The organism is Methylovulum psychrotolerans (assembly GCF_002923755.1).
In the GTDB taxonomy this organism is placed as follows: domain Bacteria; phylum Pseudomonadota; class Gammaproteobacteria; order Methylococcales; family Methylomonadaceae; genus Methylovulum; species Methylovulum psychrotolerans.
Window position 1 is genome coordinate 15,790 of sequence record NZ_PGFZ01000021.1, and the last position, 19,185, is coordinate 34,974.

Consider the following 19,185-nt stretch of genomic DNA (forward strand, 5'->3'; position numbering starts at 1 on the left):
TTAATCGGGTTCTCGCACCCGAAGGCGAGATACTCTGCAAAACCCATCCATGGGTTTTGCCCTTCGGGTTGGCACCAAATCCGCTCCCGGCGGATTTGTCTTTTGCTCCGCCTCGGCAACTGCTCTGTCTCCAGACCACCCCTGTGGTGGCGTTGCTCTACCTCCTTTACGCCCCAGAGGGTGTCATCCATGCAGTCGAAAAGAAAGTATCCAAAGACAAATCTGCCGGGAGCAGATTTGGATGCACCGCACACGAAGTGCGAGTGCCTGGACGGCACGAGTCAGAAGGCGGCCCGATTGCCGCTTCTTCCTGCGCTCCTCGGTTTTGCCGGGGGTCGGCAGAGTGGGCTCCTGCCTTTATGCCCTGCGGGTATTTATGCCCTGCGGGTATTTATGCCCTGCGGGTATTCGGGCTTGTCCCGACAAAACCTGCGGTGCTCGGCGCGGCAAACGGGGGGTAAAGCGACGTTACTGCGTAACGTCAGTTATTAATTTAATGTAAACAAACGGCTTGGCCGTTCTTGTCAAAACTTCATGGCGAAGCCGACAAATGCACTAAAGTTGGCATAAGTGGCGGCTTGATAACGGTTCGCAGAAAGGTTTAGGCTAAGGTCGTCGTTCAAATTCCAACTTAACATGCCGGTCGAGTTGATCTGAAACTTAAACTCATTGCCCGCTTCCTTCCCCATGCCCGGTTCAACGGCTAGTGTCGCAACGACAGATTGCCCCCACTTCTTTTTAAAGTTGACCGGGACGGCAAAGGCCATATAATTTTGCGGCGCCCAAAACAACCGGCTAGTATGCGCGGTGTCGTCATGGATGAACTGGGCGCCAACCGTGACGTTCGGGTCGTCCCAAACCTTGCTGTCCAACTCCACCTCAGTCCGGTTGCGTTGGTTGTTATTGGTATAGTCAAAATAAGCATGGCTGATGCTTAAACTGAGGGGGTCGGACAATTTTATGGTGGCCCCGCCCAAAATTCGGGTGAAGGCAATGTTGTTTAAAATTGCCCCGGCCGTGTTGACGAAAGTATGGTCGACGGCGATGGACAAATCCAAGCTGTCACCGATACCGGCATTCAATTTGGCCGCCGCTAAAGGGAATGTCGGGGCGGATTTTGACGGTTCAGAAGACGCATGGCCGGAGAAGTACATAGCGCCTGCCGACACCTCTATAGAGGAACGGCGGCCCAATTCATAGTTTAACTGGCCTTCAAACTGATTCCCATCGGCTTGAAAATGCTCTTCGCCAGTTGCCGCCCCCGCACTGGGCGGCGTGAGTTTTTGATAGAAATTCAGGTACTTGTAAGATACCGATAACGCTAGCGCATCCGAAATAGGATAATTGATTGCGGGGCTGAAACTGTAATAAGAGCGGTGGGCATTGTCATTGAAATAAAGGCCGCTCAATTGCAGGGTCGGTTTCAGGCGACGGTCAAGCACCGCGATTTCCTTTTGAATCGCGGTATCGTTGAGGCGCAGCGCCGATGCTTGGGTAAGCCGCTCCCTGGCGGCGGCATGGTCGCCGCTCCAATTGAGCACCTTGCCTGAAGCAAGCAGCAATTCGGCGTTATCGCCCGCCCCTTGGTCAGCTAACTTATCGTAGATGGTCAAAGCCTGTGCGTAATGCCCGGATTCCACATCCAAATGCGCCAATTTGTAAGATGCCGACCGTTCGGGGTTTATGGCCTGTAACTGCCGGACAAGGTCTTGTCCGGAAAACGTCCTAGGCACTTCAAAGCGCGGTAAGGTAAATCTGGATGTTGTGCCGGAAACCAGATAAGTATTGTCGACGTTAAAAGCCAAGCTAAAATGTTTTTTTATCAGGCCTTGGTTAATGCCGAATGCTTCGGTGGCATTAGAAAGCGACCGGTGCCCTTGGTCACCATAGGGGAAAGCGAAAGCAAAAATATTCACGCCGGGTACCTCGCGGCTTATGGTTTCTTTACACGTCAGCAAATCACGCTCAATACGCGCGGCGTATTCCTGATCCGTTTCTAAGCGGGCCGCATCCGCCAGCCACATCCTGTTGGCAAGAAAATGGCCTTTACCGCCTTGGGCATTAACGGCGACATAGTGCTGCGCATTGGCCCCATGACATTGCATGTCCCAGCGCCCGGTCGCAAACATTTTTCTGACGGTTGGCCAGACTGCCGCATAGGGCTGATGCGCGGCGACATCACCTACGGGCACAAACATCGTCGCTTGAAAACCCGTTGCTACCAAAACGGGATCCGCATACTGAAAGCTGTCCGAACGGGCATCATCAAACGTGATCAAAATAGGTTTGGCGGGCAGCAGGGACTGCCCGTCAAAAAAACTCCGCAGTTGGGTAATGGTGATCGCTTGATAACCTGCCCTTTTTAGGGCCAATAATTGGTCTTTGAAATTTTGTAAAGGCACGGTGTCCTGGCGGTCAGAAGCCGTGATGCCATGGTAAAGCAAGACCGGGATAGTTTGGGACGGGGACGCTATAAGCCCATTGAGCATTGTAAAGGCTTGGTCTTTATCGCCCTTGGCATAGGCCAGCTCGGCAAGGTTTTCCTGTAATGACGAGCTGTTGGGGAAAAAAGGCCTACTGTGTTCGAGCATGATGCTGGCCGCCGAATAGTCGCCCTGATCCTTATAGATAAGGGCAAGCTGTTTGATGACATCCACGGAATTGGGGTACTTGGCGTAAAGCTGTTCGCCAAGCTTGGCCGCTTCCGCTAACTGTCCCTGAAGGCGCAGGACGCGGAGCATGTCAACCGGCGCCATCGATTTAACCGGATCGAGGGCGGCGGCTTGCTCCAAGTCATGCAAGGCCGCCCGATATTGGCTCATTGCCGCTTCATGTTTGCCTTGGGTATCGTTACCCTCCCCCAACTCGATGCGCAATTTGGCAACCCGGCTCAGCCGCTCTGAAGTCGGTTCGATGGCCGCAAGCTTGGCGGCCCAGAACACGGCGGCGCCAATATCTCCAGAAAATACGGCATCGTCGGCAATTAGGCTGATGGCCGGTATTTTATCGGGTTCCTTAGCCAACACGTCGTGGGCTATTTTTACCGCTTCCCCGTGGTGCCCTGCCCTATGTAAAACACTGGCCAGCCTTAGTTGCCATTTGGAGTCATCCGGATGTAAGGCCGCCAGCGTTCTGAGCTCCCGTTCAGCCAGCTCCCAATTGCTGGCCGCCGAGGCATTTTCGGCCAGTAGTGTCCGCACGGCTTCATTGTCGCCATGCCTCACCAAGTACCCCTGTAGCAGCGCTATTGATTCGTTATAAGCATGTCGGTTCCAGTAAGTGTGCGCAAGCCCGATCACGGCCTTATCATCTTCAGGCGCCAATTGCAGGCTTTGTTGGAAGTAACTGGCCGACTCAGTATCTTTGCCCAAATCGGCCAAAATAGTCCCCAAACGGCAGAGGTTCTTAGGGCTGGGGTCGCGTTCGACAAGCGGCTGTAAGAGGCGTGCCGCCTCTTCGTCACGATGCTGGGCAACCAAAATTTCGGCCATTGCAAAACCTGCTTTGGCATCCATAGGCGCTTGTGCCAAAATCGGCCTTATCTCCGATTCAGCCGCCGGGTAGTTTTGCTGGGCAGAAAATAGCCTTGCCCGGCCAAAACGGGCGGCCTGCTCTTGAGGGGCTTTTTGTAAAGCCTGGGTATAATAATCCAAGCCTTGTTGCCAAAGCCCGTCCTGCTCGCTGGCCTTGCCCAGCGCCAAAAAAGTCGGCAAATCATTGGGAAAAGCTTGCAAGATACCCTGCCAAAGCGTGTAGGCCTGCTGGTTTTGGCCGGCTTTGCGCAGGCTGTCGCCCAAGCCCCGCCAAGCGTTAAGCGTGCCTATGTCGGCACTACCGCCCAAGCTGCTTTTATAGGCATCAGCCGCTTGCCTGTAGTTACCCGTTGCCGCCAGCGCCCGGCCTAGGCGGCGCAGATTGGCCGGCACGGGTGCGAGTGTCCGCAACACGCTTTCTGCTTGGGCATAGCGGCCTTGTCCCAGCAAGGCATCGGCCAGCAGAGATAGGGCGGCGGGGTCAGCCGGTGCGGTCTCCAAGATCGCCGTTAAATCCTGCTCCGCCAAGGCGAATTGGTGTTGGCCGACCAATAGCCTCGCCCGGCCTTGATGTGCATCCTGATTGCTTGGGTCAAGCCCTAGTACCTGACCATAATAATTGGCCGCCTCAGCCTGGCGGTTATCTTGCTCGCCAGCTTTGCCGAGCGCCAACAAAGTCGGCAAGTCATTAGGAAATGCCTGGGCCAGGTCTGTCCATATCTGATAAGCCTGCGCTTTTTGCCCTAGCGCCCAATGGCTCCAGGCAAGGCCGCGCCATGCCGGCAACGAACCTTTGTCGGACTCAATGGCCTGTTCAAACTCCCGGCGGGCATCAGCGAACTTCTTTTCCGAATAGAGTGCGTTGGCATGTTCCAGAACAGAGCCTATGGGGGAGTTGGCTATCTCTTCGGGTCTGGTGTTACCCGAAAGCAAAATTAAGGCCATGCCTAGCGCTTTGCCTTGGGATGCAGGTTTGCTAAACAGCCATTGTGAATTAAGCTGAGTTAATCCTAACATTGAATACCTATCCTTATTCGCTTGTAGAGTGTTGGTAAATGGTTCTTGCTGCTGGCCGCCACTTTAAAGAGGGGCGGCCAGCAATGGGCTTCCGCCCGTTTTCCGGTACGCGGCCTTAAGCTACGCTCAGGGTGCGAGCGTCATCATGTAATCATCAGTCACTAATGTGCCTATATTATTCAAGTACAAACCAAAGGAAATGGCGGTCGCCCCAGCCGGTACCGGTGGTGTGGTATAGCTTGCCTTGGCCCAATTGCTGGCCGCTGCGGCATTAGAGCTGGTCTGCCAATAGATCCAGGTTCCCGCGCTATTGCGGTAATAAACCACTATGCCTACAGGAAGGGTTGACTTGTACCAGCCGCTCAGGGTGTAACGGGCCCCTACCGTGACGCTCGGCGCACAAGTGCTGGTATCCTGACGCTGCACCAGTTTACGGTCACCGCTGGCCAGACTGGTCACTTGCAATTGTTCGGCGAAGTTGCCGGTATGGCCTTCGTTACTGATGCGGGTCCAACTATAGGCGTTGGTGCCATAACCGGTACGTTGCCAGCAATCGGCAATGCCGTCTTTGTTGGCATCGAGTTCCAGCGAGGGGTTAGTGAGCAAATTCCCGACATTATTACTGACCGTCACGTTGACTATCGGTGTTTGGGTCTGGTTACCCGCCGCATCAAAAGCGACGGCGGCAAGCGTTGCCCCGCCGTTGGCGTTTAACAGGGAGTTCCAATTAATGGCATAAGGCGCCGTATTTGCGGAGCCGACTACCGCACCGTTCACCAAAAAGTCTACGCGCGTCACCGCCACATCATCACTTGCGGTTGCCGCCAGTGCCACCAAACCCGATACTATCCCGCCTTCAACAGGTGTAGGCGGTTGGGTGAGGGATACCACAGGCGGTGTGGTGTCATTAAACACGTTCAGTTGGTTCGTGGCGGATAGCGCGGTGTTACCGGACAGGTCAACGGCGCGGACGGAATAGGCCACGGCACCGTTCGTGGCTGTGAGCGAATTCCATGCAGCGGCATAAGGGCTAGTGGTATCGGTAGCGATAACGGTGCCGTTGATCAGAAACTCAACCCGTTGCACAGCGACATTGTCGGTGGCCGAAGCGGTCAAGGGCACCACGCCGCTGACGTTAGCGCCATTAACAGGTGAGAAATTGGCGATAGTGGGGGGGGCGACATCCGCGTTGGTTTGGCTATCCTGAACCAATGCCAGCGAATAGTCGTCTGTGGTCAGTGTACCGACGCGCTCCAAGGCGATGCCAAAACTGATGGCTTGTGCCCCCGTCGGCACCGCCCCCGTGTTAAAGGTCATTTGTGCCCAACTGTTAGATACCGGCAATTGCGCACCATCGCGCCAATATTGCCAGACACCGGAGGCGTCCAGATAGAACAGTACGGGGAAAGACGGCACGGTCGATTTATACCAAGCGCCAATCTGGTAAACGTCGCCTGCCGCCACGGCTGGCGCACAGCCATTGGGCTGGCCGGCATCCATCGTCGGCACCAATTTACGGTCACCCGTACTGTAGCTGGTGATATTCAACTGCTCGGCAAAGCTTCCGGTATGGGCATCGCTGATGCGTGTCCAACTAGGGCTGTTGCTTCCGTAGCCGTCCCTCGTCCAGCAGTCCGCTTGATTATTACCGTCAATATCATCCTCTAACGAGGCGTTAATCAACAGGTTTGAGCTGAGCTGAAGCTGGGGTGGGCTAGGATAATCGCCGGACATCACTTGATGCACGGTCTTGACATAAGTGCTCTGTAATTGCCGTCCTTCCAACCATGCCAAAAAGGCATCCAAAGTGGCCGGGCTGACCGACAGCGGCACGCAATTGTCACAGACACGGTGGAACAGCAAAGTCACCCAGCCGCCGCCGTTGGTTTCTGCTTGGGTCACATAGGTTTTTAAGTCATCAAGCGTTGTTGTTGTGTCTACCGATTTATTGCTGGAAATATGATAAATATTGCTGGCGGGGATGGATTCTGCCCAAGGGCAGCTAGTGCATTCCGTACCCGATAACAATCCGCCGACCCCGCGGGCGCTTTCATAAGTCCCCACTCCTGGGCATCCGGCCATGACTATGCTCTGGGTATTCACCCCGGTAGAGCCGTACGGATAGGCAAACGAATGTATCGGGTATCCCCAATTGACCAAATTTTGCATATCCGTACAAATTGCCGTTTGCTGGGCGGCATCCGACAGCGTCGCCAAGTCGACATGGTTGATGGTATGCCCGCCTATTTCGTTGCCGTCAGCATATAAGCCGTCCAATTCGGCCTTAGTCAAATAAGTCCCGCCACTATTGATCAGGTTAGAGTTGACATAAAAAGTGCCTTGCATACCATGGCTGGCCAAAATATTCCGGACTGGCGATTGGGTCAGGCCATCGTCAAAAGTCAGCGATACCAGCGTCAAGGCCGGGGTGCTGGCCTGTGCCGGTTGGCTTAAGGCCACCGCTGACAAACCGGCAACCAGCAGCCAGTAAACAAAAGCTAAGCAGGCATCCATAGCGTGCCATTTAGCGCGTTTTTTAATAAATAGTGTCTTCATAACATCTCCATATTTAAGCTGGTGGGTTGGGCGGGTTGTGAAGAAGCATGGTTGTGACGGCCCCTCATAACCATTGGAGGGTGTTCGGCCAAACGCAACCTTATCCGTAACAGCCGTTCCTTGTTGACATGGTCGCCGCCTGTCGCTGCGGCCGGCATTTTTTGCCAAGCTGGCTTTTCCCAAACGCTGACCTTACGGTCGGCCATGGATAAAAGCCGCCGCTGCGCGTTCTGGCCTAGCAAGCGCAGATGCGAATTCTGCATAGCCCATTCGGAGTGGGCGGGGCCATTAAGGCGATTTACCGCCCCGATCCGGTTTAGCCGCCGCCTTAAGTCAGCCCAAACAGACCTGGCCGCCCAATCGCAAGCGCTCGCTGTCACGGCAGCAACTACGACGGTAGCCCGTGTACAGGCACGAAGCAGCCGTAAAACTGGGGTTACGGTTTTGTGGCGGCCCCTATGCCTCCATACTAGGTTATGGTTTTTTATACAGGGTTCGTAATCTCTACTGTCTCGATATGAATTCATCGCATAACACCTTATAACTTGCTGCTGTTGTAAAAATACACAGGCTCTTAATGGGAATCCGAAACGGTTAATGTGCTATTTGGCTATTGACAGGCCTTACGGCCACTCGGGATGACCTAAAGTCATGCCGTTCTGGCAATTTTGCGTCCGTTGCTTATACCTATACTAAATGCCGGTAAAAAAGCTCACATCCCTGTGAGTTGGCGGGCATCAAGCCCTGTGCCCGGATATAGGTACAGGGCATTTCTTTTTCAGAGCGTCTTAAGGCATGGAAACCATCGAATAGTCATCGGTGGTCAACGTACCGACACGTTCCAAGGCGACACCAAAGCTAATAGCCTTGACGCCCACGGGTACGGGGCCGGTCTGATAGACCATTTGTGCCCAACCGGTTGCTGCCGGTAAAGGCGGGCCATCCACCCAATACTGCCAATTGTTGGCCGCATCAAGGTAAAACAATACCGAGAACGCCGGCACCGTGGATTTGTACCAAGCACTGATTTGGTAACTCTGCCCAGCCTGTACCGCTGGCGCACAACCGCCCGGTCGGCCTGCATCCATAGTCGGTAACAATTTAAGGTCACCGCTGGTGTAACTGGTGACTTTCAACTGCTGGGCAAAGCTTCCGGTATGGGCATCGCTAGTGCGTGTCCAAGTGGCTTTGTTACTGCCATACGAATCACGCGACCAACAATCGGGCTGGCTATTATTGTTGGCATCAATCTCCAAAGAGGGATTAATCAATAAGTTGGCAGGCGGTGGTGGTGGTGGTGGTGGTGGCGGTGGCGGTGGCGGTGTGCCGGTAGTGTCGCCGGACATGACCTGATGCACCGTTTTGACAAAAGTATTCTGTGCTGGCCGCGCTTCCAACCAGGTCAGAAAGGCATCCAGCGTCGCCGCGCTCACAGAATAGGTATCGCAGCCGTCGCAAACCCGGTGGAAAACCAACGGCACCCACCCCCCACCATGCGTTTCGGCTTGCGTCACATACCCTTGTATGGTTGCCAACGGTGTGGTTTTAACAATCGAACTGCTGGTATAAATAAAATAGGGATTGACTGGCGGAATGGTATCGGCAAACGGACAACTCGAACACGACGTTGTTGTCACCAGCCCCCCCACTGTCCGGGCGCTTTCATACGTCCCCACACCCGGACAACCGGCCGCCACTATGCCTAAGGTGTTCGGCCCGGTAGAGCCGTACGGATAAGCAAACGAATGCACTTGATAACCCCAATTGACCAAGTTTTGCATATCGGTACAAATTGCGGTTTGCTGCGCCGCCGCCGATAGCGTCGCCAAATCGACATGGTTGATGGTATGCCCGCCTATCTCATGACCGTCAGCATAAAGCGCGTCGAGTTCGGTTTTGGACAGATAACCGTTAATGCCGATCATATTCGAGTTGATATAAAAAGTGCCTTTCATGCCATGCTTGGCGAGCAGGGCATGTACATCCGATTGCGTCAGGCCATCATCGAAGGTCAATGACACGAGTGTCACTGGCGGAGTGGCGGCTTGCACCGGGGCTGTAAGGGCCGCCGCCGCCAACCACGCCATCAGCAACAGCTTAAAAAAAGACCAAACAGTGCCCATTACTCCCCATCTGGACAAGGCCTTTATGGGTAGCGTGTTCATAACGCCTCCAAGTTTAAGACAACAGGTTGGGCTAATTGCGTTTCCCCGTTATCAGGGGAAACTGACATGACCATCGTATAATGTCCGCTTGAACGGAACGTTACCCGTAGCTGCCAGGTGCTGTTTGCCTTATTGCCGATGCTGAAACCGCCGCCTTTATGCGGGTCGTTATGGACTTCCCCGGGTGCGCCAATCGCCCCTATGACCCCCTCGTCGATGAGTTCGACCAGTATCGGTTGCCACTGATTATTTTCCAGGACATCGATTTTGATGTCATCAGGCCCTACGGAACGTTCCATACCATCATGGACGATCAAACGTAGCCGCGAATCGCGTAATGCCAAACTTGGGTTAACCAAATGTACATTAATGCCTTCCAACGGCACCCCTACTTTTGCGGTGGTCGGGCTGCTCACAGTCAGCGTCAGAGGTGGCCGGGGGCGGCTATCCGCCATGGCGGCCCCCCCTCCCCAACTGCCGGTAACCAGCGGCAGTGCCGCAACTGCCGTAACCGCCAAGGTGGCGGCAAGACACGAGCGTGCCACCGCCTTTACGGCATAATGGATCTTCCCGTGCGTATCGGCCACCTTATATCCCCTTTTACAAGCGGTATAATTGCCAGTGTCTGTATTGTTCATGTCATAACACCTTAATAGTTTGTTAAAATTTTAAAAACACCTATGTCTTAAATGCCCTTGACAAACGTCAAAAACCCTTACCCCCCAAAAAACTTTCCTACGGATATTGATGATCCCCGGAAAGCGAAGGCCGTCGACCCCTTATGCCCCATGTATCCGGCCGCCAAGCTCAAACGGGGGGCGAATATGGCTGTTGTGGCTGGGTATGGAGGCATAATGTTTTGCTTATTCTTTCTCTCTTGCCGATGGCTACGGCGGCCATTTACTGTGCCGACGGATACAGCAACCTGGGTGTGGCGGGCAATAGCTCAGGGCGGGCGGATACCCATAACAATCCGTCATCGCCCTGGCGTGGCAAGGCCTGTCCTTGCTTGTCCAGTAAAGTCACCGCCAACGTCTTACCCGCTTGGTTCATCCGCCGACTTAAACCGCGCAGAAATGGCTGCCATTTCTGTGTGTCCTGGGCCGTGTTCAGAAGGATGTTCAGGCCGTCATAGCCCGGCTCAGAAGCCCATGCCAACGCTTGCCCGGTCAACGCCGCCATTTCTGCCAAAGCAGGTGGGGTGTCAATGGCGAGTGCGGGCAATAATTGCAGGTGGTGATAGCGGGCGAAAATCTCCATAGGGCTATTATGGCCGCCTGATACTTGGGGCTTGCCGTCTAGCCAAGCGAAATAACGGGGGCTGAGCATAGAAAGGTCTCCGGCCCGTTGGCTGAGTTGCGCCAAGGTCGCCGCACCGGGTAGCGGGGCAATAATTCCGCCTTTAAGGAACAAAGGCGTGGCGGTGATTTGCTGTAAATTGACTAACGCATTTCCTGAGGCGACCTGCCCGTCACCGGTCTGTTCATTCCAGACCGCCAAGGCGAAGGCGCCGTGATCGGCGGCTTCTGGCAGTTCGGTTGGCCTGCTTAATAACGCCTCGCCATTCAGATAGGCAAGGGCATGAAAACCCACCACATGCAGCCTCAAGGTAATATCGCCAGTTGGGGACTCCCGGCTCGCCAATTGCTTGAAGGCATCAATGCCATCGTATTTTTGCAATATCACCTGGCCTTTGGCCAGACCCAGGCGCACAAACGGCTGACCGGTCCGATAACGCAAGGCTATCCAGAATTGGCCTTCAGGTTGGCCTTTCAGCCGCACTTCAACATCGGCATCTTGCCACTTCTCAGTGCCTCCCAGCGTCATCAAAGCCCCCTGCTCCCCGGCTTTGTTGAACAATTGCAGATTGCCGTCCGTCACCGCAATGTCCCCACTGTCGACCATCCATTCTGACGCACTAGAATTAGCCTGGAAGGTGTCGGTAAAGGCCTGCCGACGCGGTGTATGGGTATTAATCTGGGCAAGAAGATCCTGTGGGTTCCATGTTCTTGAAACGCGGATACGCCTGAAGCCGAACTCAGGATCACTCCAATAATTTGCCCCGAACGGCGCCGCCACGAAACCCATCGGCAAATAAGCGATGCTTAGGGCTTGCTGCCAAACTTCCTCGCTGTTGTCGTGGTCAGAAGTCCAGCGGCGGGGGCAATTGGCGGCGCTAACCGGAACCTTAAGCCGGTGTTCAAGCAGTTCACGTTGCTGGGTCAGTTTGTGCGCCAAGGCGGCTTGGGAAGTAAGCTCTGGATTGTCTTGGCCCGAACAGCCGGATATGCCTATTTCCCAGCGGCCGCTGTTAACCAGTTGTTCCAGCTGATGCCAAGAAACTAATTGGATATTGCCTTGATTGAGCTGGTCGACATCGACGAATACGAGTGCGGTCATGCCTAAAGCGGCCAATAGGGGGTCGGCAATCTCCATCGTCTCCCGGTTCGCTTCCTCAAATGTCAGCAAAATCGGCCGGGCGGGTAAGGGCAGAGTATCCGACTGTAGCCACGGCTTGATCTGCTCAAGGCGTACGGAAGAGTGGCCGGCTTGTTTTAACGCAATCAGTTGCTGCTCAAACGCAGAGGCCGCGATTGCCAATTCATGCGTGGCGCTGACCTTCCCGAAGGCAAGGGCAATAAAAGCCTCCCTCTCGGTGTCATTGCCTTTACCTGCTGACAACAGGGGGGGTGGCACTTTTAGGGCAAACATAAAATCATTAGACAGTTCCTTAACCGCGAAGATTGCACCGATTCCGACTAGCCACCATACTAAGTTGTACCAATGGCAAACTGGCCGGGGTTGTGGCGATATTGATTTTGGCTTGATTGCTTGCATTGTGGCTACCTAGTCCCCCATCTGTTGTCGCGTTGGGTCGCAATGGCGTAGGGCATTTGCCAGACCAAAAAAATCAGATAATAAAGCGTAAAGTAAAGGCCGTAGATCCAGTAGCGGTCGCTGTTCCAAAACAGGTAATAGGCCGAAAACATAAGCCCTATCAAAACAGTCCCTAACAAATAGACCACAGGGGAGACAAAATCACCGTTGGCGATGGGTAACCAGAGGCAGATCCGCACTATCAGCAGCGGCGCGATAATCGGGAACAGCAGTTGGCCGTAAAAAGCCAGGGCGGCCAGCGGCGGTTTCTTCCACATAAAGGTGGCGGCGATCAAAGTTTCCCGAAACCATGATTTTTTCCAACGTAACTGTTGCTTGAGAAATTGTTTGTGGCCTTCCGGGACGATGGTGGTGGCAATGGCATCTGCCGAATAGATGACCCTATACTTGCGTAACAAATAATTCGTCAGGCTCCGGTCATCACCAAATGTGGCCTGGACACCGAGAAAATGCTGGCCTAGCCACGGCTCCAGAACTTCCATCATGCAGCTGCGCCGATAAGCGGAAAAACAGCCAGGGCAACACGTTACCGTACCAAATACGCTTTCCGCCGCCTTGATCACGCGAAAAGCCACATAATAGCGGGCCTGCTGCATTTTGGTGAGGCTGTTTTTTGTGACATTGGCGACTTCGGTATGTCCGGCAACGGCGGCTACCCGTGGGTCGGCAAAGCCCTGGACAATCTTGCGCAGACCGTCACTCCTAAGAAAGCTGTCCGAATCGACATAGACGAGAATTTCTCCCTTGGCCAACAGCGCCCCAGCAGCCATCGCTTCGCGCTTGCCTTTATTGCGCTCGAAGGCGATTAACGCCAGACTTGGCCAGCGCTGTTGGGCCCTCTGGATCTCTTTTATCGTCCCATCCGAAGAACCGTCGTCAACGACAATGACATCAAACAGCGATGCCGCATAATCGGCGGCATAACAACATTCAACCGTCCGATAAATGGCATCCTCTTCATTAAATGCGGTGATGATAATGCTCACCGTTGGCGAAATATTGATGTCCTTAGGGGCTCTGTAGCAAAACGACAGCACAAAGCGCGAGAAGATAAAGCCCGCTATGGCGATTGAATATAAATTCGACAACGGCTGATACCAATAATAAGTGACATTACCCCAACGCAGCCCAAAAACCATTGCCATGCAAAACGCAATGATGGCGATGGCCGCCACGCGGGCTAACAGCCGTCTGATTCCTGACACGCCCGGAAACCTCGTGGGACGGACATTGACGGAACCGTATTCTGCAATCGAAATTTCCCCGTCGGTTGATGACATCATTCACTCCTAAATGTATAGTTTGGTTGTTGCACCCCAAAAAAGTAGGGGGGCACATGGGTGCTTCGTTTTGCTTGTTCATGGCGCTTAGCGCCTTTGCTTCTTTAGCTAACACTAATCTTCATGGGATATGTGGTACATACGCAAGCGTCCTATGCAGATTAAGCAGAGATATGTTTTAACTTATCGGGCCTTTTATTGACCCGTTTACGCACTAGCTAAACGCTTTTTAGCCGATTTTTCCCCTCAGCATAAAAATTTTTAATAAAAAATCTTTTAACATTTTTCAGGTAAAAACAAGGCGCAATGGCCGCTAACGTACGCGCCAATTTCTGCCCGCTTCATTCATGCCGCCGGTTATTGCTGAGCTTGGCCAACTAAACCTTTCCTGCTTCGTCCCAACTTTTCTGGTCAGCACGGGCTATCTAAGTATTAGGGCGACTTAGTTATAGGCCTAAGCCACCATTAACAGCAGAAGCGGGGGCCTATCCCACAGCCCACTCACTGCCGATGCGTCCCATCAGATAATAGACACGGACGGCCACTGCGTGGCTTATCAAATAACGCGCAAACCCCCCCCATCTCCCACGCATGTAGCCAAGTGGCAACAGTTTGTCTACAAACACCAAATACGGTTGACAACTTAGTGACGGAAAAGCCTACGTCACTCAATAAAACGGCATGTGCCCGCATTCGGGTGATGTAGCGCGGATGGTAACGGTGCATATTTTCTAAAGTAATTTTTTCTACATCAGAAAGGCTTTTTACATACAGCATGACAAGTGATAAAAATAGCCTGAATTCCCGAAAATTTAACCGATTAATTTCTGTTAAAAGACTTTTAAACAATAACTTACTCTATTCTCCTAATTATGGGATTTTTTCACAATCCCGCTTGTTAAGATGTTTTGTTCGGCTATACTCCTATTTGGCAACCTAAAAAGGTTTGCCATTCATGCTTAACGTAATTGAAAGCATCAAAACTGTACTCGAACAAGGTTTTGCCGCTATTTGTGTAATCCATTAACGGATAACCTTATGGTTATCTGTTTAAAAACTGCGCAAATGTTGGATGCCGGCAGCCCATCGGGTTAAAAACATAACTGTTGGTTAGTTATTTTTAATTTTAATCAATGTGTTATATGTAAAACTTAACAAGCTGCCGGCATGGCTATACGATATACAAGATAAGCCCCCCGAACAATATGTACAAATACCTAGTGTTCTGTCGTATTTTTTGTGACACCAAGATAACTAATTGAATTGATATTAATTATTTTTATGACTACTTTTTCTCATACCCTAAAAGCGCGTTTCCAACAGTTGCCGGCACTGCGCTCAACAGTTGGTTTACTAAATGCTTACCCTAAGTTAAACGGTCGCTTGAACAGCACGCCGTTTTCGGCAAAACAACCGCTTGGCTTTGGTAAGACTCCGATAAACAGCGAATTTTTGGCGCAACGCCATACCTATTATGCAAACGTTAAAAGACCTAAGTATCGTTTTATTGCCGGTGTTTTGCTGGCGGGCGGCGGCTTGGCGGTTACCACGGCGGCCATGGCGGCGGCCGATGCTTTTGGCATAAACCAAATTTACCCCACCTTAAGCGGCGGTAAGGAATGGGTGTCCTCTTGGGATAACGGGGTCAGCCGATCTTTTACTGGCGTAGACCCGCAAGACCCTTGGTTCGATGCCAACCATGGCGATGCGTCTTACTCGGTGGACGGCAAAGGGCTGTTCAAAATTTCCGGAGCCGTGCCACGCATGTACATTCACGACCCGGCGAAATTGAACAGTTGGCATAATGTCGAGATGACCGTCTATGCAATGCGGGTCGCGGACAGCGGCACGGCTTACGGCGGCATTGTCGGTGTCGCACGCACCAACCACGGCACAACGGCGCCGGAACTGTCTAATCTTTGCGATACCCGTGGCATGGCCGGACGGATCCGTTACGACGGCCATATTGACTTTGAGAAAGAAACCAGCCATCCGAATTCTACGGCCATCCAAAACAAAACCATTTGGTCTAACGGATTTCCTAAGCAGATATGGGTCGGTTATAAATATGTCGTTTATGATTTGGCTGACGGTAACGTCAAACTGGAATTATGGATGGACCAAACCGACGGCTTAAATGGCGGCAATTGGGTCAAAGTGAACGAGCTCATTGACACGGGGGCTAATTTCGGCGTAAACGGCACCCCCTGCAAGACCGGCATCGACCCCGCGTTAAAATTGACCAATTCCGATGCCCGTCCAGGCTCCGAGTCGGGCAAACCTAACATCACCGTCTACTGGAGAAGCGACAATGTCGGCACCGACGGGCTAGTCTACAAAATGATGAGTGTCCGTGAGATCGTGCCGACCCAAGCGACGACGCCCGACACCACCCCCCCGGTATTGGGCAACATTGCCCCAAACAGCGTCAGCACCAACCAAGCCACGCTGGCTTGGACAACCAATGAGCCGGCCGACAGCCAAGTGGAATACGGCGCAACGACAGCCTATGGGCAATCCAGCAGCCTAGATAGCAACCTGACCCTAAACCACAGCGTCAACATCACCGGTTTGCTGGCCAACACCACCTACCACTATCGGGTTAAATCGCATGACGCGTCGGGTAACTTGGCAGTTTCCGGCGACTATACGTTTAAGGCGGCCAATAACTGCCTCTTAAGCAGCGGTTTATGGACTAATAGTCCTGTGCCGTCCACTACAGGCGGCCTAACCGTCGAGTTCAATGCGACCCCGTTCGGTGCGAATATTGACGGTGTCGTTGGCGTATCGGATGGCACGGCGGCGGCCTATGGCAATTTGGCCGCCATCGTAAGGTTCAATACCAACGGCACTATCGATGCCCGCAATGGCGGCACCTATGCCGCCAGCACGGTGATCCCCTATACAGCCAATACCACTTACCGGTTCCGGCTGGCTGTGAATTTGCTTAACCACAAATACAACGCTTATGTGAGTTCTGGTGGCGGGGCCTTCCAAACCATCGGGAAAAGCTATGCGTTCCGGACGGAGCAAGCACAGGTCACTGTGCTGAACAATTTGGCGAATATCGCCGGAGCCGGCAGCGATTCCGTGTGTAATGTGCTGACCACCCCGTAATAAACTACTTTCGGGCGGCGCCGCTAAGCCGCCGCCCGGAGGTACATTGCAAAAGCCAAGATGGCAGTCCGGCTATCGGAACCGATAATGGCCTCCCCTTAGCCGGACTATTCGACGGTAACCGATTTTGCCAGGTTTCTCGGCTGATCCACATCCGTGCCCTTTAAGACCGCGACATGATAGGACAATAGCTGCAAGGGAATGGTGTACACGATAGGTGAAATGTCATTGTCGACTTGCGGTATTTTGACGACCTGGACGTTACCGTCCGCTATGGTATCCAGACTTTCATCGGTGAAAATAATCAACTGCCCGCCTCTGGCGCTCACTTCCTGCATATTGGATTTCAGTTTTTCCAAAAGGCTGTTATTGGGCGCTATCGTAACGATCGGCATGTCGGCATCAATTAATGCCAAGGGGCCGTGTTTCAATTCCCCGGCCGGATAAGCTTCCGCATGGATATAAGAAATTTCTTTCAGCTTCAGCGCCCCCTCCATCGCAATCGGATAATGTGAACCCCGCCCTAAAAACAACGCGTGCTGTTTTTGGGAAAACTGCTCAGACAACGCTTTAATTTCATTATTGAGTTGCAGGATTTTTTTAATGTTACCCGGTAAGTTAAACAATTGGGCGGTCAAATTGTGCGCCTTCTCTTCGCTCAGATGAAAGCGTTTGCCGACCGCAATAACCAGCAGCATCAAGGCCGTCAATTGGGTAGTAAAGGCTTTGGTCGAGGCGACGCCAATTTCCGGGCCTGCACGGGTCATCAAGACCAGATCGGCTTCTCTGACTAAAGAACTTTCCGGCACGTTACAGATGGCCAAAGAATATTTTGCCCCCAGCTTTTTAGCTTCTTGCAGAGCTGCCAAGGTATCCGCCGTTTCGCCCGATTGCGAGATCACAACAATTAAGGTGTCCGCCGCTAACACCGGATTTCTGTAACGGAATTCACTGGCGACTTCGATATCACAAGGGACGCGGGCCAATTTTTCAAACCAGTGCCGCGCCACCAGGCCGGCATGGTGGCTAGTTCCGCAGGCCAATATTTGTACCGCCTTGATATAGTTGAAGATGGCGGCGGCATTCTCCCCAAACGCGCTGTCTTGCAAACGGTTATTAATAAACCTGTCTTCCAACGTCCGTAAAATGGCGAAAGGTTGTTCATAAATCTCTTTTAGCATGTAATGCGGGTAACCGCTCTTATCAAAAAAGTCGGCGGTCAACAGGCTTTCCTTCACCGTCCGGACAACCTCATGCTCGTTCACATCATAAATGACCAATTTGTCTTTTGTTATGGCCGCCACGTCGCCATCTTCAAGGAAAACAAAACGTTGCGTGACTTGTAGCAAAGCGGCAACATCCGAGGCGATAAAGTAGCCCTCATTGCCGATACCGATGACTAAAGGGCTGTCTTTCCGGCAAGCCACCAAACTGCCCGGCTCATCACTGCTCATAACCCCCAAGGCATAAGTGCCTTCCAGTTTTTTGACCGTTTGCATCACCGCACTTAACAGCCCGCCAGAAGTTTTCATAGCATCAAAAATTTCATGTACGATGACTTCGGTATCGGTTTGCGATAAAAACTGGTGGCCGTTTTCGAGTTGTTGCTTGCGTAATTGTTCATGGTTTTCAATAATGCCATTATGGACAACCGCCACTTTGTTCCGGCAAATATGCGGATGGGCATTCGCGGTGCTCGGCTTACCGTGGGTGGCCCAACGGGTATGGGCTATGCCCGTATTGCCTGAGACCGGTTCAGTTTCCAAAAGCTCCCGAAGAGCTTTGACCTTACCCAATACGCGTTTACAACGTATCCCCTGTTTATTGAGCACCGCCAAACCGGCCGAGTCATAACCCCGATATTCCAGCCTTCCTAACCCTTCCATTAAAATGGCGACCAGATTATTTTGTACTACCCCACCTACAATTCCGCACATGTTATTTGTCCTGTTTAATTTGGCCACAGTGTCGTCCTGAAAAGAATTTTTCCCTGGCTGATGGCCAAGGCTCCCAGAACGCGTTTTTAGTTACGGCTTATCCGCTGTTGACAATAACGCCATTACCAAATAGGTAGGGAAGCCGCCAGTTAAATCGTGACCCCACCGCAAAAGCGGGGTTCGCCAACAAACAAGCATGTGTTGGCCTGCCATCGGATTTTCCATTCTTAATACCGGGTTTATTTAACGGCACAGAAATAACCAATAACGCTGTTAATGGCCTGAAAATCCCCTATAGGGTAATAACCTATTTGTAGCCATTACAACAGAGAGATGGATAAAGAGCTATTGGTACAAATACCTATGCTAGCCAGTAGCTGAGCGTTTTAACAAAACAAGTAAGACCATTGTGGGTTTTAAAGACATATTTTCTGTGTGATCAGAAGGGGAGTCGCTATTTTTGCGAAAGATTGCTTCGGCATCCTTGCCGGTCAATCAGCAAAAATCACGCGACCGCTTATGCCTTCGGCTGCCCCAGCCGTCCTGGTCACTCGTTCGCCACCCAACAAGGGGTGGCTCACATGCTCTCCAATGACTCGACGCGATTTCGTATAGCCTGCATTTTCACTTCCGCTTCGCTTCGTGAAAACACAGGCACTATCGCTTCTGGGGACTACTCGAC

The 19,185-nt window shown here is 52.5% G+C and carries 10 protein-coding genes; 1 reads left to right on the forward strand and 9 read right to left on the reverse strand.

Annotation, left to right across the window (positions count from 1 at the left end):
* Positions 1 to 524: 524 nt before the first annotated feature.
* The 8 genes from AADEFJLK_RS21945 to AADEFJLK_RS26150 form a co-directional block, all read right to left on the reverse strand.
* A complete protein-coding gene (locus AADEFJLK_RS21945; RefSeq protein WP_103975789.1) occupies positions 525 to 4,550 on the reverse strand; it encodes a tetratricopeptide repeat protein in 4,026 nt (1,341 codons plus the stop codon).
* A gap of 126 nt (positions 4,551 to 4,676) precedes the next feature.
* Positions 4,677 to 7,106: an Ig-like domain-containing protein gene (locus AADEFJLK_RS21950; protein WP_103975790.1), complete on the reverse strand. Its 2,430-nt coding sequence runs from the start codon at positions 7,104 to 7,106 to the stop codon at positions 4,677 to 4,679.
* Entirely contained in the window at positions 7,103 to 7,369 is a 267-nt protein-coding gene (locus AADEFJLK_RS21955; RefSeq protein ID WP_103975791.1) for a hypothetical protein, read from the reverse strand. The genes AADEFJLK_RS21950 and AADEFJLK_RS21955 overlap by 4 nt, the downstream gene beginning before the upstream one ends.
* A gap of 525 nt (positions 7,370 to 7,894) precedes the next feature.
* The gene (locus AADEFJLK_RS21960) at positions 7,895 to 9,271 is read right to left on the reverse strand and encodes a polysaccharide deacetylase family protein (RefSeq protein WP_103975792.1); all 1,377 of its coding nucleotides are present in this window, start codon (positions 9,269 to 9,271) and stop codon (positions 7,895 to 7,897) included.
* A complete protein-coding gene (locus AADEFJLK_RS21965) occupies positions 9,268 to 9,909 on the reverse strand; it encodes a hypothetical protein (RefSeq protein ID WP_103975793.1) in 642 nt (213 codons plus the stop codon). Before AADEFJLK_RS21965 ends, AADEFJLK_RS21960 begins: the two co-directional genes overlap by 4 nt.
* A gap of 262 nt (positions 9,910 to 10,171) precedes the next feature.
* Positions 10,172 to 11,983: a polysaccharide deacetylase family protein gene (locus AADEFJLK_RS21970; RefSeq protein ID WP_170065218.1), complete on the reverse strand. Its 1,812-nt coding sequence runs from the start codon at positions 11,981 to 11,983 to the stop codon at positions 10,172 to 10,174.
* 131 nt (positions 11,984 to 12,114) lie between these two features.
* Positions 12,115 to 13,449, reverse strand: a complete 1,335-nt coding sequence (locus AADEFJLK_RS21975) for a glycosyltransferase family 2 protein (protein WP_211299309.1) — start codon at positions 13,447 to 13,449, stop codon at positions 12,115 to 12,117.
* Positions 13,450 to 13,950: 501 nt separating this feature from the next.
* Entirely contained in the window at positions 13,951 to 14,226 is a 276-nt protein-coding gene (locus AADEFJLK_RS26150; protein ID WP_103975796.1) for a helix-turn-helix domain-containing protein, read from the reverse strand.
* Positions 14,227 to 14,730: 504 nt separating this feature from the next.
* Between AADEFJLK_RS26150 and AADEFJLK_RS24800 the strand changes: the two genes are divergently transcribed.
* A complete protein-coding gene (locus AADEFJLK_RS24800; RefSeq protein ID WP_170065219.1) occupies positions 14,731 to 16,566 on the forward strand; it encodes a fibronectin type III domain-containing protein in 1,836 nt (611 codons plus the stop codon).
* 107 nt (positions 16,567 to 16,673) lie between these two features.
* Here AADEFJLK_RS24800 and glmS read toward each other — a convergent pair whose 3' ends face one another.
* A complete protein-coding gene (gene glmS / locus AADEFJLK_RS21990; RefSeq protein ID WP_103975797.1) occupies positions 16,674 to 18,503 on the reverse strand; it encodes a glutamine--fructose-6-phosphate transaminase (isomerizing) in 1,830 nt (609 codons plus the stop codon).
* Positions 18,504 to 19,185: the final 682 nt, after the last annotated feature.

Coding starts and splice junctions, on each gene's coding strand:
- AADEFJLK_RS21965 (WP_103975793.1), bottom strand. CDS start 9,909: ATGAACAATACAGACACTGGCAATTATACCGCTTGTAAAAGGGGATAT.
- AADEFJLK_RS26150 (WP_103975796.1), bottom strand. CDS start 14,226: ATGCTGTATGTAAAAAGCCTTTCTGATGTAGAAAAAATTACTTTAGAA.
- AADEFJLK_RS21970 (WP_170065218.1), bottom strand. CDS start 11,983: ATGTTTGCCCTAAAAGTGCCACCCCCCCTGTTGTCAGCAGGTAAAGGC.
- AADEFJLK_RS21975 (WP_211299309.1), bottom strand. CDS start 13,449: ATGTCATCAACCGACGGGGAAATTTCGATTGCAGAATACGGTTCCGTC.
- AADEFJLK_RS21945 (WP_103975789.1), bottom strand. CDS start 4,550: ATGTTAGGATTAACTCAGCTTAATTCACAATGGCTGTTTAGCAAACCT.
- AADEFJLK_RS24800 (WP_170065219.1), top strand. CDS start 14,731: ATGACTACTTTTTCTCATACCCTAAAAGCGCGTTTCCAACAGTTGCCG.
- AADEFJLK_RS21955 (WP_103975791.1), bottom strand. CDS start 7,369: ATGCAGAATTCGCATCTGCGCTTGCTAGGCCAGAACGCGCAGCGGCGG.
- glmS (WP_103975797.1), bottom strand. CDS start 18,503: ATGTGCGGAATTGTAGGTGGGGTAGTACAAAATAATCTGGTCGCCATT.
- AADEFJLK_RS21960 (WP_103975792.1), bottom strand. CDS start 9,271: ATGAACACGCTACCCATAAAGGCCTTGTCCAGATGGGGAGTAATGGGC.
- AADEFJLK_RS21950 (WP_103975790.1), bottom strand. CDS start 7,106: ATGAAGACACTATTTATTAAAAAACGCGCTAAATGGCACGCTATGGAT.